Origin of the sequence: Streptomyces beijiangensis (genome assembly GCF_017315755.1) — a bacterium.
Lineage (GTDB): Bacteria > Actinomycetota > Actinomycetes > Streptomycetales > Streptomycetaceae > Streptomyces > Streptomyces beijiangensis.
In genome coordinates, this window is sequence record NZ_JAFLRJ010000089.1 from 1 (window position 1) to 19,879 (window position 19,879).

Sequence of the window (19,879 nt, forward strand, 5' to 3'; positions counted from 1 at the left end):
GCTCGACGAGCTCGTCGAGCAGGCGGGACTGACGGCCGCGCACACGCACCGCACCGTGGAGCGGTTCGGCAACGTCGGCAGCGCCTCGGTACCCGTGGCGCTCGACGACGCCCACCGGTCCGGCCACCTGAAGCGGGGCGACCTCGTCCTGCTCACCGGGTTCGGCGGCGGTATGGCGATGGGCTCCTGCCTGATGCGCTGGGCGGTGGGGGCATGAGTACGCCGGAGACCCGGGCAACCAGAGCGACCGGAATGATCGGGGTGCCCGGAGAGATACGCCGGGTCGGCATCGTCGGCGGCGGCACGATGGGCGCGGGCATCGCGGAGGTCTGCGCCAAGGCGGGGACCGAAGTGCTCGTCGCGGTCAGCTCGCTGCCGTCGCTGAAGGCGGCACGGCGGCGCGTCACCGGCTCCCTCGACCGGGCGCTCGCCAAGGGGAAGATCACCGCGGACGGGCGTACGGACATCCTGGGCCGGATCGCCTTCACCACGAGCCTCGCCGACCTGGCGGACCGCCAGCTGGTCGTGGAAGCGATCAAGGAGGACGAGCCGGCCAAGGCCGCGCTCTTCGCCGCACTGGACACGATCATGGAGGACCCCGAGGCCATCCTCGCCTCCAACACCTCGTCGCTGCCCATCGTCAGGCTGGCGCGGGCCACCTCCCGCCCCGAGCACGTGGTCGGACTGCACTTCTTCAACCCCGTGCCCGTACTGCCGCTCGTCGAACTCGTCGGATCCGTGCTCACCGACGAACTCACCGCCAAGCGCGCCGAGTCGTTCCTCGCCGACACCCTCGGCAAGCAGGTGATCCGCTCCCCTGACCGGGCCGGCTTCCTGGTCAACGCCCTGCTCTTCCCCTACCTCCTGGCGGCCGTCCGGATGGTCGAGTCGGGGCTCGCCGCCGCCGAGACCATCGACGAGGGCATGGTGCTGGGCTGCTCGCACCCCATGGGACCGCTCAAGCTCGCCGACCTGATCGGCCTCGACACCACCGTCTCCATCGCCAACGCCCTCTACGAGGAGCTCAAGGAGCCGCTGTACGCCCCGCCGCCCCTGCTCCTCCGCATGGTCGAAGCGGGGCTGCTCGGCCGGAAGTCGGGCCGCGGTTTCTACGCGTACGCGTGATCCGGACATTTGTACCCGAGAGGAAGAACATGACGCCCCACCAGCCCGTTGCCGTCGTAGGTCTGTCCTGCAGGTTCCCCTCGGCACCGGGACCCGAGTCCTTCTGGCAGCTGCTCCAGGACGGTACGGACGCGGTGACCGGGCCGCCGCCGGGACGCACCGAACTGGCCGCGCTCACCGGCGGCGGGTCCACCGTGCGGGCCGGGTTCCTCGACCGGGTGGACGGGTTCGACCCGGACTTCTTCGGGATCTCGCCGCGCGAGGCCGCCGGCATGGACCCGCAGCAGCGCCTGGTGCTCGAACTGGCCTGGGAGGCGCTGGAGGAGTCGGGTACCGTCCCGGCCCGGCTGAAGGGCAGCAGGACCGGGGTGTTCGTCGGTGCGATCTGGGACGACTACGCGAAGCTGGCGCACGAGGGCGGCGAGGACGCGGTCACCCACACCAGCATCACCGGGCTGAGCCGCGGCATCATCGCCAACCGGCTGTCGTACGCGCTCGGCCTCGAAGGCCCGAGCCTGGTGATCGACAGCGGTCAGTCGTCCTCACTGGTCGCCGTCCAGCTGGCCTGTGAGAGCCTGCGCAGCGGTGAGTCCGAGACCGCGCTCGCCGGAGGCGTCAGCCTCGCGCTCACCCCCGAGGGCTTCACCGTGGCGGAGCGCTTCGGCGCACTCTCCCCGGACGGCCGCGCCTACACCATGGACGCCCGCGCCAACGGGTACGTACGCGGCGAGGGCGGCGGCATCGTCGTCCTCAAGACCCTCGAACGGGCCCTGGCCGACGGGGACTTCGTGCACTGCGTCATCCGTGGCGGCGCGGTCAACAACGACGGCGGCGGCAGCACCCTCACCGCGCCCCGGGCCGCGGCCCAGGAATCCGTACTGCGGCAGGCCTACGCACGGGCAGGGGTCGATCCCGCCGAGGTGCGGTACGTCGAACTGCACGGCACCGGTACCCCGGCAGGCGACCCGGTGGAGGCCGCCGCCCTCGGCGCGGTGCTCGGCGCCGGCAGCGGGCGGTCCGCGGACGCTCCGCTGCTGCTCGGCTCGGTCAAGACCAACATCGGTCACCTGGAGGGCGCGGCCGGCATCGCCGGGCTCATCAAGGCGGCTCTGTGCCTGCGCGAACGCACGCTGGTCCCCAGCCTCCACTACCGCACGCCCAACCCCCGAATACCGCTGGACGAGCTCGGGATCCGGGTCAACGACCGCCTGCTGCCCATCGGCGGTACCCAGGAGCCGCTCCTCGCCGGAGTGAGCTCCTTCGGCATGGGAGGCACCAACTGCCATCTGGTGCTGTCCAGTTGGGAAAGTGCGGATGCTCCGGACGGAGAATCCGGCACACCGCTGCCGTCCGCCGGGCTCCCGGCGCAGGTCCTGGTGCCGGTCCTGGTGTCGGGCCGCAGCGCCGCGGCCCTCAAGGCCCAGGGCGAACAGCTCCTCGCGCACCTGGGGCCGGCCCCCGGTTCCGTAACCGAACTCGGCGGTCTCGCGCACGCGCTCGCCACCACCCGGACCCACTTCGAGCACCGCGCGGTGGTCCTGGCACAGGACCCCGCGGACCTCGGCACCGCGCTGGCCTCGCTCGCTCCCCGGTCCGCATCCGCCCAGGTGATCAGCTCCAAGGTGAGCAGCGGAGGGGCGGCCTTCCTCTTCACCGGACAGGGCAGTCAGCGACCCGGCATGGGTCAGGAACTCCGCTCGCGGTTCCCGGTGTTCGCGGATGCTATCGACGAGGTGTACGCGCACCTCGACCCGCTGCTCGACCGGCCCCTCCGTGACCTCGTGGCCGCACCCGAGGGCTCCGCCGACGCCGCGCTGCTCGACCAGACCTGCTACACGCAGGCCGCCCTCTTCGCCTTCGAGGTCGCGCTGGCGCGGTTGTTGAGGCACTGGGGCATCCGGCCCGGATTCGTCATGGGCCACTCCATAGGCGAGCTCGCCGCCGCCCACACCGCGGGCGTCCTCTCCCTGGCCGACGCCTGCACCCTGGTCGCGGCCAGGGGCAGGCTGATGCAGGCGCTTCCCTCCGGCGGCGCGATGGCCGCGGTCCAGGCCTCCGAGGAGGAGGTACGGCCGCTGCTGGCCGCGTTCGGCGGGCGCGTGAGTGTGGCCGCGCTCAACGGCCCCGATTCCACGGTGATCGCGGGCGACGAGGAAGCCGTACTGGAGGCGGCGGGGCAGTGGCGTGAGCGGGGCCGCAAGACCAAGCGCCTGCGGGTCAGCCATGCCTTCCACTCCGCGCACATGGACGCGATGCTGGCCGATTTCGGCGCCGTCGCCGCGTCCCTCACGTACCACGCACCCTCCCTCCCCGTGGTCTCCAACCTCACCGGCGCGGCCGTCACGGCCGAGGAGATCGGCTCCCCGCGGTACTGGGTGCGCCACGCCCGCGAGGCCGTCCGCTTCCTCGACGGGGTCCGCACGCTGGAGACCGGGGACACCACCACGTTCCTGGAGATCGGCCCCGATGCCGTACTCACCGCGATGGGCCGCGAGTCGGCGACCCGTGAGAGCTCCGTCTTCGTCCCCGCGCAGCGCGGCAACCGCCCCGAGGCCCGCACCCTGCTGACCGCCGTGGCCCGGCTGCATGTCCGTGGCGTACCCGTCGACTGGGAGAACGTGCTGGCGGACCTGGGCATCGGCGGCGGACGGGTCCCGTTGCCCACGTACGCCTTCCAGCGCGAGCGGTACTGGCTGCGTACGGAACCGCGCGAGCGGCGGCAGGGGCCGGCGGCCGGGGCGCCCGAGCCGCTTCCCGTACCGGAGGAGGACGCCCCGGCGCCCGTGCTCTCCGCGGCCGACCGCGAGCGTGCCCTGACCGAGCTGGTACGCGCCGAGATCGGAGCCGTGCTCGAACGGGAGCCGGGGACAGTGGAGTTGGGGCGCGCCTTCAAGGACCTCGGCTTCGACTCACTGATGTCCGTGGAGCTGCGCGATCGGCTCGCCGACGCCACCGGGGTACGGCTGCCGTCGACGTTCGTCTACGACCACCCCACGGGCGACGCGGTGATACGCGAACTGGCCGCCGGGGCGGAGGGTGCCCCCGCCCCCGAAGAGTCCACGGCTGCCCCCGCGGCCGACGACGACCCCATCGCCGTCGTCGCGATGGGCTGCCGCTACCCCGGCGGCATCGACACGCCCGACGCGCTCTGGCAGGTGGTCGCCGAGGGCAGGGACGTCATCGGCGCGTTCCCCGCGGATCGCGGCTGGGACCTGGAGGGTCTCTACGACCCGGAGGGCAGCACCCCCGGCAAGCACTACGTCAGGGAGGGCGGATTCCTCGCCGGGGCACCGGAGTTCGATGCCGAGTTCTTCGGCATCTCGCCCCGTGAAGCACTGGCGATGGACCCGCAGCAGCGCCTCGTGCTCGAAGTGGCGTGGGAAGCGGTGGAGCGCGCCGGCATCGATCCGTCGGCGCTCAGGGCCAGCCCGACCGGAGTGTTCCTCGGGACGACGTTCCAGGACTACGGGCCGAGGCTGCACGAGGGCACGGAGAGCACCGAGGGCTATCTGATGACCGGCAGCACGCCCAGCGTGGCTTCGGGCCGGATCGCGTACGCGCTGGGACTCGAAGGCCCGGCGGTCACCGTCGACACCGCCTGCTCGGCCTCTCTGGTCGCGATGCATCTGGCGTGCCAGTCGCTGCGGTCGGGGGAGTGCACGATGGCGCTCGCCGGTGGGGTGACCGTCATGTCGACCCCCGGGATATTCGTCGAACTCACCCGGCAGCGCGCCCTGTCGGCCGACGGGCGCTGCAAGTCGTTCGGCGCGGGTGCCGACGGCACCGGCTGGTCGGAAGGCGCCGGGGTCGTGGTCCTCGAAAGGCTGTCGGAGGCCCGTCGCCGAGGACACCAGGTCCTCGCCGTGGTCCGGGGCAGCGCGATGAACCAGGACGGCGCGAGCAACGGTCTGACCGCGCCCAGCGGAAAGGCTCAGCGACGCGTGATCGAACAGGCGCTGGCCCGGGCCGAGTTGACGTCAGGGGACGTCGACGCCGTCGAGGCCCACGGCACCGGCACCCGGCTCGGGGACCCGATCGAGGCCGGCGCGCTGCTGGCGACGTACGGACAGAACCGCTCGGGCGGTGAGCCGCTCTGGCTCGGTTCGGTGAAGTCGAACATCGGGCACACCCAGGCCGCCGCAGGGGTGGCCGGCGTGATCAAGATGGTGCAGGCGATGCGCTACGGAGTGCTGCCGCAGACCCTGCACGCGCAGGAGCCCTCGCCGTTCGTGGAGTGGGACACCGGCGACGTCGCGCTCCTGACCGAGGAGCGCACATGGCCCGAGACCGGGCGCCCCCGCCGCGCCGGCATCTCCTCCTTCGGCATCAGCGGCACCAACGCCCACCTCATCCTTGAACAGGCCCCGCAGAACCAGGAATCACAGGAGCAGGAGTACGAGACCCCGTCCCCGGCCCTCACCCACGGGACCCCCCTGCCCTGGCTCGTCTCCGGCAGGACCGAGGACGCGCTCCGAGCCCAGGCGCAGCGCCTCCTCGACCATGTCACCGGCCGCCAGGACCAGACCCCCCAGGACGTCGCACTCTCCCTCGCCACCACCAGGACCGCGTTCAAGTACCGGGCCGTCGTGGTCGCCGGGGAAACCGCCGCTCTGCAGAGCGGGCTCGGCGCCCTGGCAGCGGGCGCGGCCGCCCCCGCCACTGTGCGCGCAGTCGCGGCGACGGGCGGCAGGACCGTCTTCGTCTTCCCCGGCCAGGGCTCGCAGTGGGCCGGCATGGCTGTGGAACTCCTCGACTCCGTACCGGAGTTCGCGTCCGCGCTCAGGGAGGCGGCCGCAGCCGTCGAGGCGCATGTCGACTGGTCGGTCGAGGACGTGCTCCGCGAGACCGAGGGCGCGCCGTCACTCGCGCTGATCGAGGTCGTACAGCCGGTGCTCTTCGCCGTGATGGTCTCGCTCGCCCGGCTCTGGCAGGCGTACGGGGTGCGGCCCGACGCCGTCGTCGGCCACTCCCAGGGCGAGGTCGCCGCCGCATGCGTCGCAGGGGCCCTCACCCTGCAGGACGCGGCCCGGATCGTCGTGCTCCGCTCCCGCCTCTTCGCCGACGAACTGGTCGGCCGTGGCGCGGTCGCCTCCGTCGCGCTGTCCGGTACGGAGGTGACGGCCAGGCTCGTGCCGTACGCCGGCGTCCTGTCGGTCGCGGGGATCAACGGCCCGAGGGCGGTCACCGTCGCCGGTGACACCGACCTGCTGAAGGGCTTCGTCGAGGAGCTGACCGCCGACGGCGTACGCGCCAGGATGATCCCCGCGACGGTGGCCTCGCACTCCCCGCAGGTCGAGCCGTTGCGCGAACAGCTGATGGAGCTGCTCTCCTTCGTCCGCCCCCGCACGAGCACGGTGCCGATGTACTCCACGGTCACCGGCGAGGTGCTCGAAGGGCCCGAACTCACCGCCGCGTACTGGTACGAGAACTGCCGCCGCCCGGTGACCTTCGAACCCGTGGTGCGCTCCCTGCTCGCCGACGGCTACCGGTCCTTCATCGAGACGAGCGCCCATCCGGTGCTCACGGTCGCCGTCGAGGAGACCACGGAGGACGCCGGGACCGAGGTGCTCGCGCTCGGCTCCCTGCGCCGCGGCGAGGGCGGCCCCGCACGGTTCCTCACCTCCCTCGGCGAGGCCTGGGCCAAGGGGATCGCGGTCGACTGGGCCGCTGTGCTCGCCGGTTCCGGCGCCCGGACCGTGGAGCTCCCCACGTACGCCTTCGTGCGCGACCGCTACTGGCTCGACACCCCGGCGGGCCCCGCGGGCGACGCGGCCGCCGCGCTCGGCCTGGCGGCGGCCGGACATCCGCTGCTCGGCGCGCGGCTGCCGCTCGCCGACGAGGGCGGTGCGGTGTTCACCGGGCGCATCTCCCTGGCCGGTCACCCGTGGCTCGCCGACCACGCGGCGCTCGGCACCGTACTGCTGCCGGGGACGGCCCTGCTCGAACTGGCCAGGAGTGCGGGCGAGCAGACCGGATACGGCCTGCTGGACGAACTCACGCTGGAGGCGCCCACCGTGCTGCCCGACCGGGGCGGCCTCCAGATCCAGGTCGCCGTCGGAGCACCCGACAACCTCGGCCGGTGCGAGGTGCGCGTCTTCTCGCGGCCCGAGGACACCGCGGCCGCGGGCGGCGCGGAAGGGCCCTGGACCCGTAACGCCGTCGGCTTCCTGGCCGACGACCGTACGCCCGCCGACGAAGTCCCCGACCTCACCGTCTGGCCGCCGCGCGGCGCCGAACCCGTCGACCTCGACGGCTGGTACACCGCGCTCGCGGGCAAGGGGTACGGATACGGTCCCGCCTTCCAGGGCCTGCGGGCAGCCTGGCGGCGCGGCGACGAGGTCTTCGCCGAGATCGCACTCGACGGCCGCGAGAGCGGGGACGCGGAGCTCTACGGACTGCACCCGGCGCTGCTCGACGCTTCCCTGCACGCCATCGAACTGGGCGCGCTGCCCGCGAGCGGACTGACGCATCTGCCCTTCGCCTGGAGCGGAGTGCGTCTGTACGCGGCCGGTGCGGCGGCGGCACGGGTACGGCTGGCGCCGGCGGGCGACGACGCGGTCCGCATCGACGTGGCGGATCCCGCGGGAGCCCCGGTGGCGAGCGTGGCCTCGCTGGCCCGCAGGCCCGTCTCCGCCGACCGGCTCGCCGCCGCGGGACCGGGCATCGACGGGCTGTTCGACGTGGTCTGGACGGAGGCGCCCGCGGATCCGGGAGCAGATCGCGGACGCTGGGCGCTGCTCGGCGCGGAGGTCCCGTCGCTCTTCGACACGGCGGGCGAACCCGTCCACGCCGGCCTCGGCGCGCTCCGCCGGACCCTGGACACGGGTGCCCCCGTACCGGACGTGGTGGTGGCGGCCCTGCCGCCCGCCACAGGGCACGACCTCCCCGAGGAGACCCGTGCCGCCGCGCGGCAGGCGCTGGCGCTCGTGCAGTCCTGGCTCGCCGATGAGAGGTTCGCCGCGGCCCGGCTGGTCCTGCTCACCCGGCGCGCCGTGGCCACCCACCCCGGCGAGGGCGTCGACGACCTGCCGCACGCCGCCGTCTGGGGCCTCGTACGGTCGGCGCAGAGCGAGCACCCCGGCCGCTTCGTCCTCCTCGACACCGACGAACGGGCGGTGACCCACCCGGTCCTGGCGGCCGCACTGTCGACAGGCGAGCCCCAACTCGCCGTACGGGGAGCCCAGTTGCTCGCTCCCCGGCTGGAGCGGTCCGGGCCGGTCCCGGAGACGGGTACCGGCGGCTGGGACCCGGAGGGCACCGTCCTCGTCACCGGCGGCACCGGCGCCCTCGGCACCCTGGTCGCCCGCCACCTGGTCACCGGACACGGCGTGCGCCATCTGCTGCTCGCCGGCCGCCGGGGCCCGGACGCTCCCGGGGCCGCCGAGACCGCGGCCGAACTGCGTGAGCTCGGCGCGTACGTGACCGTCGCCGCCTGCGACATGGCCGACCGGGGCGCCGTGGCGAAACTCCTCGCCGAAGTGCCGGTGGACCACCCGCTCACCGCGGTGGTGCACACGGCCGGGGTCCTGGACGACTCCCTTGTCGACGCGCTGACCCCGGAGCGCCTCGACGCCGTACTCAGGCCCAAGGCGGACGCCGCCTGGCATCTGCACGAACTGACCCGCGAACTGGACCTCGCCGCCTTCGTCTCCTTCTCCTCCGTGCAGGGCGTGCTCGGCGGCCCCGGGCAGGCCAACTACGCCGCGGCCAACGCCTTCCTCGACGCGCTCGCCCAGCACCGGAGCGCCCAGGGGCTCGCCGCCGTCTCGCTGGCCTGGGGGCTCTGGTCCGAGGGAGGCATGGAATCCGCGCTGTCGGAGGCCGACCGGGTGCGGATGGCACGGAACAGCGGGATGCGGGCCCTGTCGCCGAAGGAGGGCCTGGCCCTGTTCGACGCGGCCATCGGGCTCGGCAGCGCGCACGCGGTCACCGCGAGGATCGACACCGCCGAACTGGCCTCCCGGGGCGATGCGCTGCCCCCGCTCCTGCGCCGACTGGTGCGGGCGCCCCTGCGGCGGGCGGCACGATCCGGCGGCGACACGGGCGACTCGCTCGCCCGCCGGCTGGCCGGACTCGACTCGGCCGAGGCGGAGTTGGCGCTGCAGGAGACGGTACGCACCGAAGTGGCGGCCGCCCTCACCTACCCGGGCCCCGGTGCGGTCGACCCGCGCAGGGACTTCAAGGAGCTGGGCATCGACTCGCTGACCGCGGTCGAACTGCGTAACCGGCTGGCCGCGGCGACGGGGCTCAGGCTCCCCGCCACCGTGGTCTTCGACCACCCGACACCGATCGCGCTGGCCAGGCTGCTGCTGGCCGGACTGCGGCCTACGGACGAGACCGCGGCGGAGACAGGGACAGAGGCAGAGATCGCGGTGGAGGCGGAGACGAGCGACGCCGTCGACGCGATCGAAGCAATGGACATCGAGGCTCTCGTCCGCGCGGCGCGCGAGACCGGGCTCTGAAGGCTCCTCGGAAGCAGGGAAGGAAGAAATGACCAGCACGTCACCCGAAGCGGTCGTCGAAGCACTGCGTGACTCGCTCAAGGAAGTGGCCCGGCTGCGCCGGAAGAACCAGGAGCTGATCTCCGCGGCCCAGGAGCCGATCGCGGTGGTGGGCATGGCCTGCCGCTATCCCGGCGGCGTCCGGTCGGCCGACGACCTGTGGGAGCTGGTGTCCTCGGGAAAGGACGCGGTGACGGGTTTCCCCGACGACCGCGGCTGGGACCTGGAGCGGCTCCACGACCCCGACCCCGACCGGCCGGGGACCTCGTACACCCGTGAGGGCGGATTCCTCGACGACGCAGCCGACTTCGACGCGGACTTCTTCCGCATCGGCCCGCGTGAGGCGCTCGCCATGGACCCGCAGCAGCGGCTCCTCCTGGAGACCTCCTGGGAGGCCGTGGAAGCGGCCAGGATCGACCCCGCCTCGCTCCACGGGAGCCGTACGGGCGTTTTCGCCGCGGCGATCTACCACGACTACGGGCCGCAGCTGCACGAGGCGGACGCGGCCGTCGAGGGCTACCGGCTGACGGGCAGTCAGGCCAGTGTGCTGTCCGGCCGGGTGTCGTACGCGCTGGGACTCGAAGGCCCCGCGGTCACCGTCGACACCGCCTGCTCCTCCTCCCTCGTCACCCTGCATCTGGCGTGCCAGTCGCTGCGCGCGGGGGAGTGCTCGATGGCGCTGGCCGGCGGGGTGACGGTGATGGCGACCCCCGGCACCTTCGTCGAGTTCAGCCGGCAGCGCGGGCTGGCCCCGGACGGCCGGTGCAAGTCGTTCGGCGCGGGCGCCGACGGCACGGGCTGGGCGGAGGGCGTGGGGGTGATCGTTCTTGAGCGGCTCTCGGTGGCCCGCAGTCGGGGGCACCGGGTGCTTGCCGTCGTACGGGGCAGTGCGGTCAATCAGGACGGGGCGAGCAACGGTCTGACCGCGCCGAGCGGTACGGCTCAGCGCCGGGTGATCGAACAGGCGCTGGCCCGGGCCGAGTTGACGTCCGCGGACGTCGACGCCGTCGAGGCGCACGGCACCGGAACGCGTCTGGGTGATCCCATCGAGGCGAACGCGCTGCTGGCGACGTACGGACAGAACCGCTCGGGCGGTGAGCCGCTCTGGCTCGGTTCGGTGAAGTCGAACATCGGGCACACGCAGGCCGCCGCAGGGGTGGCCGGCGTGATCAAGATGGTGCAGGCGCTGCGGAACGGTGTGCTGCCGCGGACTCTGCACGTGCAGGAGCCCTCGCCGTTCGTGGAGTGGGACACCGGCGATGTCGCCCTGCTGACCGAGGGGCGCGCATGGCCCGAGACCGGGCGTCCCCGCCGCGCCGGGATCTCAGCCTTCGGGATCAGCGGTACCAACGCGCATGTGATCCTCGAACAGGCCCCGGAGGCAGCGGAGTCCACAGCCTCCGCTGCCGACGGCGGACCCGGCCCGGTCCGGCCCGTCCCGCTCGCCGCCAAGAGCCCCGAAGCGCTCCGGGCCCAGGCGCGGAAGCTGCTCGCGTACGCGGGGGAAAGGCCGGGCGCCTCCCTGGCCGATCTGGGGCAGGCCCTCGCCACCACCAGGTCGGCCCTGGACCACCGGGCGGTCGTCGCCGCCGTCGACCGTGAGGAACTCCTCCGTGGTCTGGCGGCCGTCGACGAGGGCGACCTCCTGCCGTGGACCCACGTGGGCGAGGCCGACCGGGAGGGCAAGCTGGCCGTGCTCTTCACCGGTCAGGGGAGCCAGCGCCCCGGCATGGGGCGCGAACTCCACGCCGCACACCCGGTGTTCGCGCAGGCGCTCGACGCCGCGTGCGAGGCGCTCGACGAGCACCTGGACCACCCGCTGCGCGACATCGTCTTCGCCCCCGAGGACACCCCCGAAGCGGCTCTGCTGGGAGAGACGGCCTACACGCAGGCGGCGCTCTTCGCCGTGGAGGTCGCGCTGTACCGGCTGACCGAGTCCTGGGGTGTGCGGCCCGCGCTGCTGCTCGGGCACTCGGTCGGCGAACTGGTCGCCGCCCATGTGTCCGGCGTGCTGTCGCTCCCCGACGCGGCGGCCCTCGTCGCGGCACGCGGCCGGCTGATGCAGGCCCTGCCGGAGGGCGGCGCGATGGTGTCCGTCACGGCGGGGGAGCGGGAGGTGGCCGAGGTGCTCGCCGCGTTCGGCGGACGGGCGGCGGTCGCCGCCGTCAACGGTCCCGCGTCGGTGGTCATCTCCGGCGACGAGGACGCCGTACTGGAAGCGGCGGCACACCTCGCGGCACGCGGTCACAAGACCCGCCGGCTGCGGGTGAGCCGCGCCTTCCACTCCCCGCTGATGGAACCGATGCTGGCGGACTTCCGGCGGGTCGTCGAGAAGCTGGACCTCAGGCCGCCGCGCATCCCCGTCGTCTCCAATCTGACCGGACGCGTCGCCGGAGCCGACGACCTCTGCTCGCCGGAGTACTGGGTGCGGCACGTACGGGAAGCGGTTCGCTTCCACGACGGGATGCTCCAGCTGGCGCGCGAGGGAGCCACCACCTATCTGGAACTGGGGCCCGACGCCGTCCTCACGGCCATGGGCCGCGACTGCCTGACCGGCACACCGGGCGCGGAACTGCTGCCCGCCATGCGCAGGGGCAAGCCCGAGGCGCAGACCTTCGCCACAGCCGTCGGAGGCGTCTGGTCCAGGGGCGGGACGCTCGACTGGGGGGCTGTGTACGGGAGTTCAGGCGACGGCACCCTCGATCTCCCCACGTACCCCTTCCAGCGGCAGCGCTACTGGTGGCAGCGGACCGGCGGCCTGGCGGCTCCCGCCGCCGCACCGGCCACGGAGCAGGAACCGGAGGCGGCTGCGCCCGCGGGGGAGCCGTCCCTGGCGCAGACCCTGGCCGGGCTGCCGGCGGACCGGATCGAGCGCGCGCTGCTCGACCTGGTGCGCCACGAGGCGGCCAGGGTCCTGGGGCACGCCACGGCCGACGCGGTACCGGCCAGGCGATCCCTGAAAGACCTCGGCTTCGACTCGCTGGCCGCCGTCACCCTCAGAGGCCGTCTGGAGGTACGGAGCGGCCTGGTGCTGCCCGCCACGCTCGTCTTCGACCACCCCACCCCGGCGGCGCTCTCCGCACTGCTGCGCCAACTCCTTTTCCCCGGCGCGGAGTCCGCACCCGAACCGGCCGACGGTGACGTCGGCGACGACGCGGCCGACGGTCTCGCCGAGCGACTGGAGGCGGCCGGGGACGACGACATCTTCGACTTCATCGACAACGAGCTCGGACAGCTCTGACCGGGAGGATCGCCATGACGGACGAGCAGAAGCTGCGGGAGTACCTCAGGCGGGTCACGGTCGAACTGCACCGGGTCCAGGGCCAGTTGAAGGAAGCGCGTGAACCGGTCGCGATCGTGGGGATGAGCTGCCGCTTCCCCGGCGGGGTGCGCTCGCCCGAGGACCTGTGGCGGCTGGTGGAGTCGGGCACGGACGCGGTCGGCGAGTTCCCCGCCGACCGGGGCTGGTCCGTGGACGAGCTCTACGACCCCGACCCGTCCCAGCCGGGGACCTCCGCTACCCGGCACGGCGGATTCCTCTACGACGCGGCCGAGTTCGACGCGGAGTTCTTCGGCATCGCGCCCCGTGAGGCGCTGGTGATGGACCCGCAGCAGCGGCTGCTCCTGGAGACGGCGTGGGAGGCATTCGAGCGCGCGGGCATCGACGCCGACACCCTGCGCGGAAGTCGTACGGGCGTCTACGTCGGCAGCGCCCAGGAGGACTACCGGCTCACCTACCCCGGGGCGCCGGAGGACACCGAGGCCTACCGGATGACCGGCGCCGCGGGGAGTGTGATCTCCGGCCGGGTGGCGTACACCTTCGGTCTCGAGGGCCCCGCGGTGACCGTCGACACCGCGTGCTCCTCCTCGCTGACCGCGCTCCATCTGGCCACCCAGGCGCTGCGCCAGGGCGAGTGCACCCTGGCCCTGGTCGGCGGTGTCACCGTGATGGCATCGCCCAGCGGATTCGTGGAGTTCAGCCGCCAGCGCGGCTTCGCGCCCGACGGCCGCTGCAAGTCCTTCGCGGCATCGGCGGACGGCACCGGCTGGTCGGAGGGGATCGGCGTGCTGCTCGTCGAGCGTCTCTCCGACGCCCGGCGCAACGGCCACCGGGTGCTCGCCGTCGTACGCGGCAGTGCCGTCAACCAGGACGGCGCGAGCAACGGCCTCACCGCCCCCAGCGGCCCCGCCCAGCGCCGCGTCATCGAACAGGCCCTGTCCCAGGCCGAGTTGGTGTCATCGGATGTCGACGCGGTCGAGGCGCACGGCACCGGCACGCGTCTGGGTGATCCCATCGAGGCGAACGCCCTGCTGGCGACGTACGGACAGAACCGCAGGGACGGCGCACCCCTGCTCCTCGGCTCGGTGAAGTCCAACATCGGGCACACCCTCGCCGCGGCCGGCATGGCGGGCGTGATCAAGATGGTCGAGGCGCTGCGCCACGGCACGTTGCCGCGCACCCTGCACGTGGACGAGCCCTCGCCGTACGTCGACTGGTCGGCAGGTGCGGTGTCGCTGCTCACCGAGGCCGCACCGTGGCCCGAGACCGGACGTCCACGGCGGGCGGGTGTCTCCGCGTTCGGCATGAGCGGCACCAACGCCCATGTGATCATCGAACAGGCCCCGCCGGAGGACGAGTTCACCCCCGAAGCCGAACCGCCCGTCGAGGACCGCGCCCCCCTGCCCGTCCCCGCGCTGCTCTCCGCGCGGAGCGAGGTGGCGCTGCGGGCCCAGGCCGAGCGGCTGCGCGACCACGTGACTGCCCGGCTCGGGATCACGCCCGCCGACCTCGGCCTCTCCCTCGCCACCACCCGCGCCACTCTGGAACACCGTGCGGTCGTCGTCGGGCGGGACCGGGAGGAGATCACGGCGGGCCTCGACGCACTGGCCCGCGGCACGGCCGCCACCGGAGTGGTGCGCGGTGTGGCGCGCGAACCGGGGCGCACGGTCTTCGTCTTCCCCGGCCAGGGCTCGCAGTGGGCCGGGATGGCGGCGGAACTCCTCGACTCCTCACCGGTGTTCGCCAAGCGTCTGCGGGAATGCGCGACCGCCGTCGACGCCCACACCGACTGGGCCGTCGAGGACGTCCTGCGTCAGCTGCCCGGCGCGCCGTCGATGGAACGGATCGACGTCGTCCAGCCGGTGCTGTTCGCCGTCATGGTCTCCCTCGCCGAACTGTGGCGCTCGTACGGTGTGGTGCCCGACGCGGTGGTCGGCCACTCGCAGGGCGAGATCGCGGCGGCGTGCGTCAGCGGGGCGCTGACCCTGGACGACGCGGCCCGGATCGTCGTCCTGCGCTCCCGGCTGTTCGCCGACGAGCTCGTGGGCCGCGGTGCGGTCGCCTCGGTGCCGCTCTCCCGGGCGGGGACCGCGCAGCGGCTCGTTCCGTACGCCGGTGTGCTCACCGTGGCGGGCGTCAACGGGCCGGGGCTCGTGACCGTCGCGGGCGAGACGACGGCGCTCGAAGAGCTGGTCGCCGCGCTCAACGCCGACGGCGTACGCGCCAGGACGGTGCCCGCGACGGTGGCCTCGCACTCCCCGCAGGTCGAGCCGCTGCGCGAACGGCTCGCCGCGCTCCTCTCCTTCGTCAGGCCCCGGCGCGCGGAGATACCGCTGTACTCCACCGTGACCGGAGAGGTCCTCGACGGCTCCTCGCTGACCGCCGACTACTGGTACGAGAACTGCCGGCGCCCCGTCGAGTTCGAGACGACCCTGCAGGTCCTGCTCGCCGACGGCTTCCGGGTCTTCGTCGAGTCCAGCGCGCACCCGGTGCTCACCATGGGAGTCGTGGACACCGCCGACGAGGCCGATGTCGATGTGGTCGCCGTGGGCACGCTGCGCCGCTCCCAGGGCGGGCCGGCCCGTTTCCTCGCCTCGCTCGGCGAACTCCATGTCGCCGGTGTGTCCGTGGACTGGTCCCCGGCCTTCGGTGCAGCGGGGGCGCGGGCCGTGGAACTCCCGACGTACGCCTTCCAGCGGCGGCGCTTCTGGGTGGAGACCACACCCGCCGTGCGTGAGGACCGCACCGTGCGAGGGACGCCGGAGAGTCTGCGGTACAAGGTCGCCTGGTCGCCCCTGGGTGCGGACACCGGACGCACGACGCTGGACGGCACCTGGCTCCTGGTGACACCCGCGGCGGACGAGGATCCCGAGGGCCTGGCCGCGCGGACGGCGAAGACCCTTGCCGAACACGGGGCCCGGGTGGTGCCCGTCACCGTGGATCCAGCGAACGCCCAACGCGTGGGTCTGACAAAGGAGTTGAGGTCGTCGGGCATCGCCGGAGTCGGCGGGACGATCACCGGGATACTCTCCCTGCTGCCGCTCGCCGCCGCCCCGCACCCGGACAGCCCCTCGGTGCCCGGCGGTCTGGCCGGCACGGTGACACTCCTCCAGGCGCTCTCCGACCTGGGCGTCGAAGCTCCGCTCTGGTCCGTCACCCGTGGCGCGGTCTCGACCGGCGAAGGGGATCCGCCCACCGCGCCCGAACAGGCGACGCTGTGGGGCCTGGCCCAGGTCGCCGCCCTGGAGGCCCCCACCTCCTGGGGCGGAATCGTGGATCTGCCCGATGGCATCGACCGGCAGGCGCTGGATCTGCTGGTACGGGCGCTCGCGGGCACCGGCGGCGAGGACCAGCTCGCCGTCAGGGCCCCGGGACTGTTCGCCCGGCGTCTGGTGAGCGCCCCGCTGCCGGCCTCACCCCCCGTACAGAACCGCCCCGCACACGGCACGGTCCTGGTGACCGGAGCGGCTGCCGGGCCGGGCGCGCACATCGCCCGCCGTCTGGCAGAGCAGGGGGCGCTCCATCTGCTGCTGACGGTGTCCGACCCAGGGGAGTCCGAGCGGTTCGGGGTGGTACGCGGTGAACTGGAGGCCCTGGGAAGCCGGGTGACCCTCGCGCCGTGCGACCCCGCCGATCGTGCGGCACTCGCCGCTGTGCTCGCCACCGAGCTGCACGGCATCCCGCTCACCGGCGTCGTGCACACCGCGGAGTTGCGCGCCGAAGCCACCCTCGACACCCTCACGGTCGGGCAGCTGGAACCGGTGCTCCGGGCCAAGACGGCCGCGGCCCGCAATCTGCACGAACTGACCCGGGAGCATGAGCTGTCGGAGTTCGTGCTGTTCTCCTCCGTCGCCGCCACCTTCGGCGCGGGCATCGGACTCGGTGCGTACGCCGCCGCGAACGCCTGCCTCGACGCGCTCGCCGAACAGCGCCTCGGCCTCGGCCTGCCGGCCACTTCGGTCGCCTGGGGCGTATGGGCCGACCCCGGGGCGCCCGACGCCCCGGCCGAGGAGTCCCGCCGCGGCCGGCTGCGCCGCCGGGGGATTCCGGCACTCGACCCCGAGGTCGCCGTCGCCGCCCTGCAACAGGCCCTCGATCAGGGCGATTCCACGCTGGTGGTCGCCGATATCGACTGGCCTCGCTATCTGCGGGGCTTCGCCGCAGGGCGTCCGATTCCCCTCGTATCCGACCTGTCCGAAGTGCGCGCACCGGCCGGGGACGCCGGGCGCGGCGAGCAGCGGCAGACCCACCGGCTGCCCGCGCTGACCGGACTCGCTCCCGCCGAACAACAGCGCCTCGTACTGGAGTTGATACGCGGGGAGATAGCCGCCGTCCTCGGATACGAGGGGCCCGAAGCGGTCGAGGCGCACCGGGGCTTTCTCGAACTCGGCCTCGACTCGCTGACGACGGTGGAGCTGCGCAACCGGCTGAGCACCGCCGTCGGACGCCGGCTGCCCGCCCGCGCCCTGCTGGAGAGCCGTACCCCCGAGGCGTTCGCGCGCTCACTGCGCGACCAGTTGACGGACGCATCCGAGGACGGGACCGCCGTATCCGTCGCGTCCCCGGCAGACACCTCCCGGCCCGGCACCGCACCGGCACCCACGCACACCCTGGTGCCGCTCTTCCATGCCGCCCGCGCGGACGGCAGGACCGGCGAGTTCACCACCCTGCTCGCGGACATGGCCCGGTTCAGGCCCGCCTTCGACGGCGCGGGTACGGTGCCGCTCCCCGAGTCCGTGGGCCTGGCCCGCGGTACGGCGGGAGCCGCCCTGATCTGCTTCCCCACCGTGCTCGCCACCTCGGCCCCGCACCAGTACGCCAGGCTCGCCGCGCACTTCGCGGGCGAGCGGGACGTGTCCGCCGTGGCCCTGCCGGGATTCCTGCCCGGCGAACAGCTGCCCGCCTCGCTGGACGCGCTCGTCGGCGTACTGGCCGATGCGGTACGCCGCCGGGCCGGGGACGCGCCCTTCGTACTCGGCGGCTACTCGTCCGGCGGCATCCTGGCCCACGCGGTCGCGCACCGCCTGGAGGACACCGGGCCGGTCCCCGAGGGTGTGGTCCTGCTGGACAGCCATCTGCCCGAGGCGGGGGTCCTGGCACGCTTCGGCGGGCCCCTGCTGGACGGAATGGCCGAACGCGCCGGTGAACTCACCGCACTCGACGACGCACGGCTCACCGCCATGGGCGCCTATCTGCGGCTCGTCGACGAGTGGAAACCGGCTGCCCTCACCGCGCCGACCCTGCTGGTGCGCGCCGCGCGGCCCGCACCGGGCTGGGGCGGCGACGAGGCCTGGGCCGCCGCCTGGAGCGGGCCGCACGCCGTCGCCGAGGTGCCAGGCGACCACTTCACCGTGATCGAGGAGCACGCCGGGGCGGCGGCGTACGCGGTCCTGCGCTGGCTCACCGCGGAGCAGCAGCCGGAGTCGCAGTCTCAGCAGCAGCCGTCCTGAACAGCACAGCCGGCCATCATCGGAAGGGACAACCGTCATGCGGGACAAGCCAGTTGTACTGATCGTGGGAGCAGGGCCGTGCGGTCTGGCGGCGGCCTGCGCACTGCTGCGCCGCGGGATCCGGGTGCGGCTGCTCGAAGCGGCCGATGAGCCCATGCGGGGCAGCCGGGCCGTGCAGCTGTGGCCACCCGCCCTTGAAGTCCTCGACGAACTGGGGGTACTCGACGAAGCCGTACGCCGTGGCCGGAAGGTGCATGCGACCACCTACCACCTGGCGGGCGGCACCGTCTTCAGGGTGCCGCTCGGCGCCGAGAACGAGCCGCTGCTGCTGGCCCAGGAGCAGACGGGCCAGATCCTTGAGGACGCCCTGAAACGGCTCGGCGGGCACGTCGAACGCTCCACGCGGGTCACCGGAATATCAGTGACCGGCCCCACCGCGACCGTCGAGGCGCGGGGCCCCGACGGCGCCGAACTGATCGAGGCGGACTGGCTCATCGGCGCGGACGGCGTGCGCAGCACCGTACGCGAACAGCTCGGCATCGAGTTTCCCGGCGACCCGGTGGAGACGTCCTTCCTCATCGCCGAGGGCGAGGTGGAAGGCGCGTACGAACAGGGCTGTGTCCACTACTTCCTGGGCAGGACCGGATCGCTCGTCTTCGCACCCCTGCGGGGCGGAACCGTACGCATAGGGGCGCCCGTCGGCCGGGACTTCCCGCTGCGCGACGATGCCGTCCAGGAACTCCTCGATTCGCGCGGCCCCGGCGGGCTGCGACTCACCGGCACCGTGGCCATCAGCACCTTCGGCAGTCAGGAGCGGATCGCCACCAGCCTGCGCGCGGGGCCCGCCTTCCTGGTCGGCGACGCAGGGCACACCCACTCCGCGGTCGGCGGGCAGGGCCTCAATCTGGGCCTCCAGGACGTCCGTAACCTCGTCTGGAAACTGGCCGGGGTCATCGACGGACGGCTCGATGCCGGGGTCCTCGACAGTTACGACCCCGAGCGCAGGCAGGCTGCGGAGCAGATCGTCCGCAACACCCGCCAGTTCGTACGGATGTTCACGCTCGGGCCCGCCGCCGCACGGGTGCGCAACACCGCCTGGCGGACCGTACAGGCGACCGGACTGCTGCGCCGGTGGTTCGTGCCCCTGCTCGCGGGAGCCCGCATCAGCTACCCCGATGTCCTGCTCGGCGACGATCCGTCCGCACCACCCGCCCGGCGAGGGCTGCCGCGCATCGGGACCCGGGTGCCCGCACGCCTCAACACCCCGGCAGTCGAACGGAGTTCGCGTCTGAGTCTGCTCACCCTCGGGGCAGCCGGCGGTGCGCTGGACCGGCGGGGCCGCGCACTCGCCGCCCGTATGCCCGGCGTACTGGCGCACGAGCACCGGCCCAGACGGCGGCCCGGCTTCGTCCTCACCCGCCCCGACAGCTATGTCGCGGCAGGCGGGCGCACGGCGACGGAGCTCGACGCGCTGGCGTGGCGCCTCTCCGGGTCCATGCCCGCCCCCGCCCGCGCTCCCGTAC

The 19,879-nt window shown here is 73.4% G+C and carries 6 protein-coding genes; all 6 read left to right on the forward strand.

Features of this window, described 5'->3' with window-relative positions:
* On the forward strand, positions 1-217 hold a 217-nt coding region (locus tag J0695_RS09940), incomplete at its 5' end, for a 3-oxoacyl-[acyl-carrier-protein] synthase III C-terminal domain-containing protein (RefSeq protein ID WP_277989965.1).
* Positions 214-1,125: a 3-hydroxybutyryl-CoA dehydrogenase gene (locus tag J0695_RS09945; RefSeq protein WP_242552450.1), complete on the forward strand. Its 912-nt coding sequence runs from the start codon at positions 214-216 to the stop codon at positions 1,123-1,125. The genes J0695_RS09940 and J0695_RS09945, both read left to right, overlap by 4 nt.
* A gap of 29 nt (positions 1,126-1,154) precedes the next feature.
* The gene (locus tag J0695_RS43785) at positions 1,155-9,587 is read left to right on the forward strand and encodes a type I polyketide synthase (RefSeq protein WP_242552451.1); all 8,433 of its coding nucleotides are present in this window, start codon (positions 1,155-1,157) and stop codon (positions 9,585-9,587) included.
* Between the two features lie 64 nt (positions 9,588-9,651).
* Positions 9,652-12,867, forward strand: coding sequence for a type I polyketide synthase (locus J0695_RS09990; protein ID WP_372445734.1), 3,216 nt, complete (start codon positions 9,652-9,654; stop codon positions 12,865-12,867).
* Between the two features lie 14 nt (positions 12,868-12,881).
* Positions 12,882-18,356: a beta-ketoacyl synthase N-terminal-like domain-containing protein gene (locus tag J0695_RS45145; RefSeq protein ID WP_206961537.1), complete on the forward strand. Its 5,475-nt coding sequence runs from the start codon at positions 12,882-12,884 to the stop codon at positions 18,354-18,356.
* 37 nt (positions 18,357-18,393) lie between these two features.
* Positions 18,394-19,879, forward strand: a 1,486-nt coding sequence (locus J0695_RS10000; RefSeq protein WP_206961538.1) for an FAD-dependent monooxygenase, incomplete at its 3' end; no start/stop codon positions are given.

Excerpts from the sequence above, each read along its gene's own strand:
- J0695_RS43785 (WP_242552451.1), top strand. The coding sequence starts at position 1,155 with ATGACGCCCCACCAGCCCGTTGCCGTCGTAGGTCTGTCCTGCAGGTTC.
- J0695_RS09945 (WP_242552450.1), top strand. The coding sequence starts at position 214 with ATGAGTACGCCGGAGACCCGGGCAACCAGAGCGACCGGAATGATCGGG.
- J0695_RS45145 (WP_206961537.1), top strand. The coding sequence starts at position 12,882 with ATGACGGACGAGCAGAAGCTGCGGGAGTACCTCAGGCGGGTCACGGTC.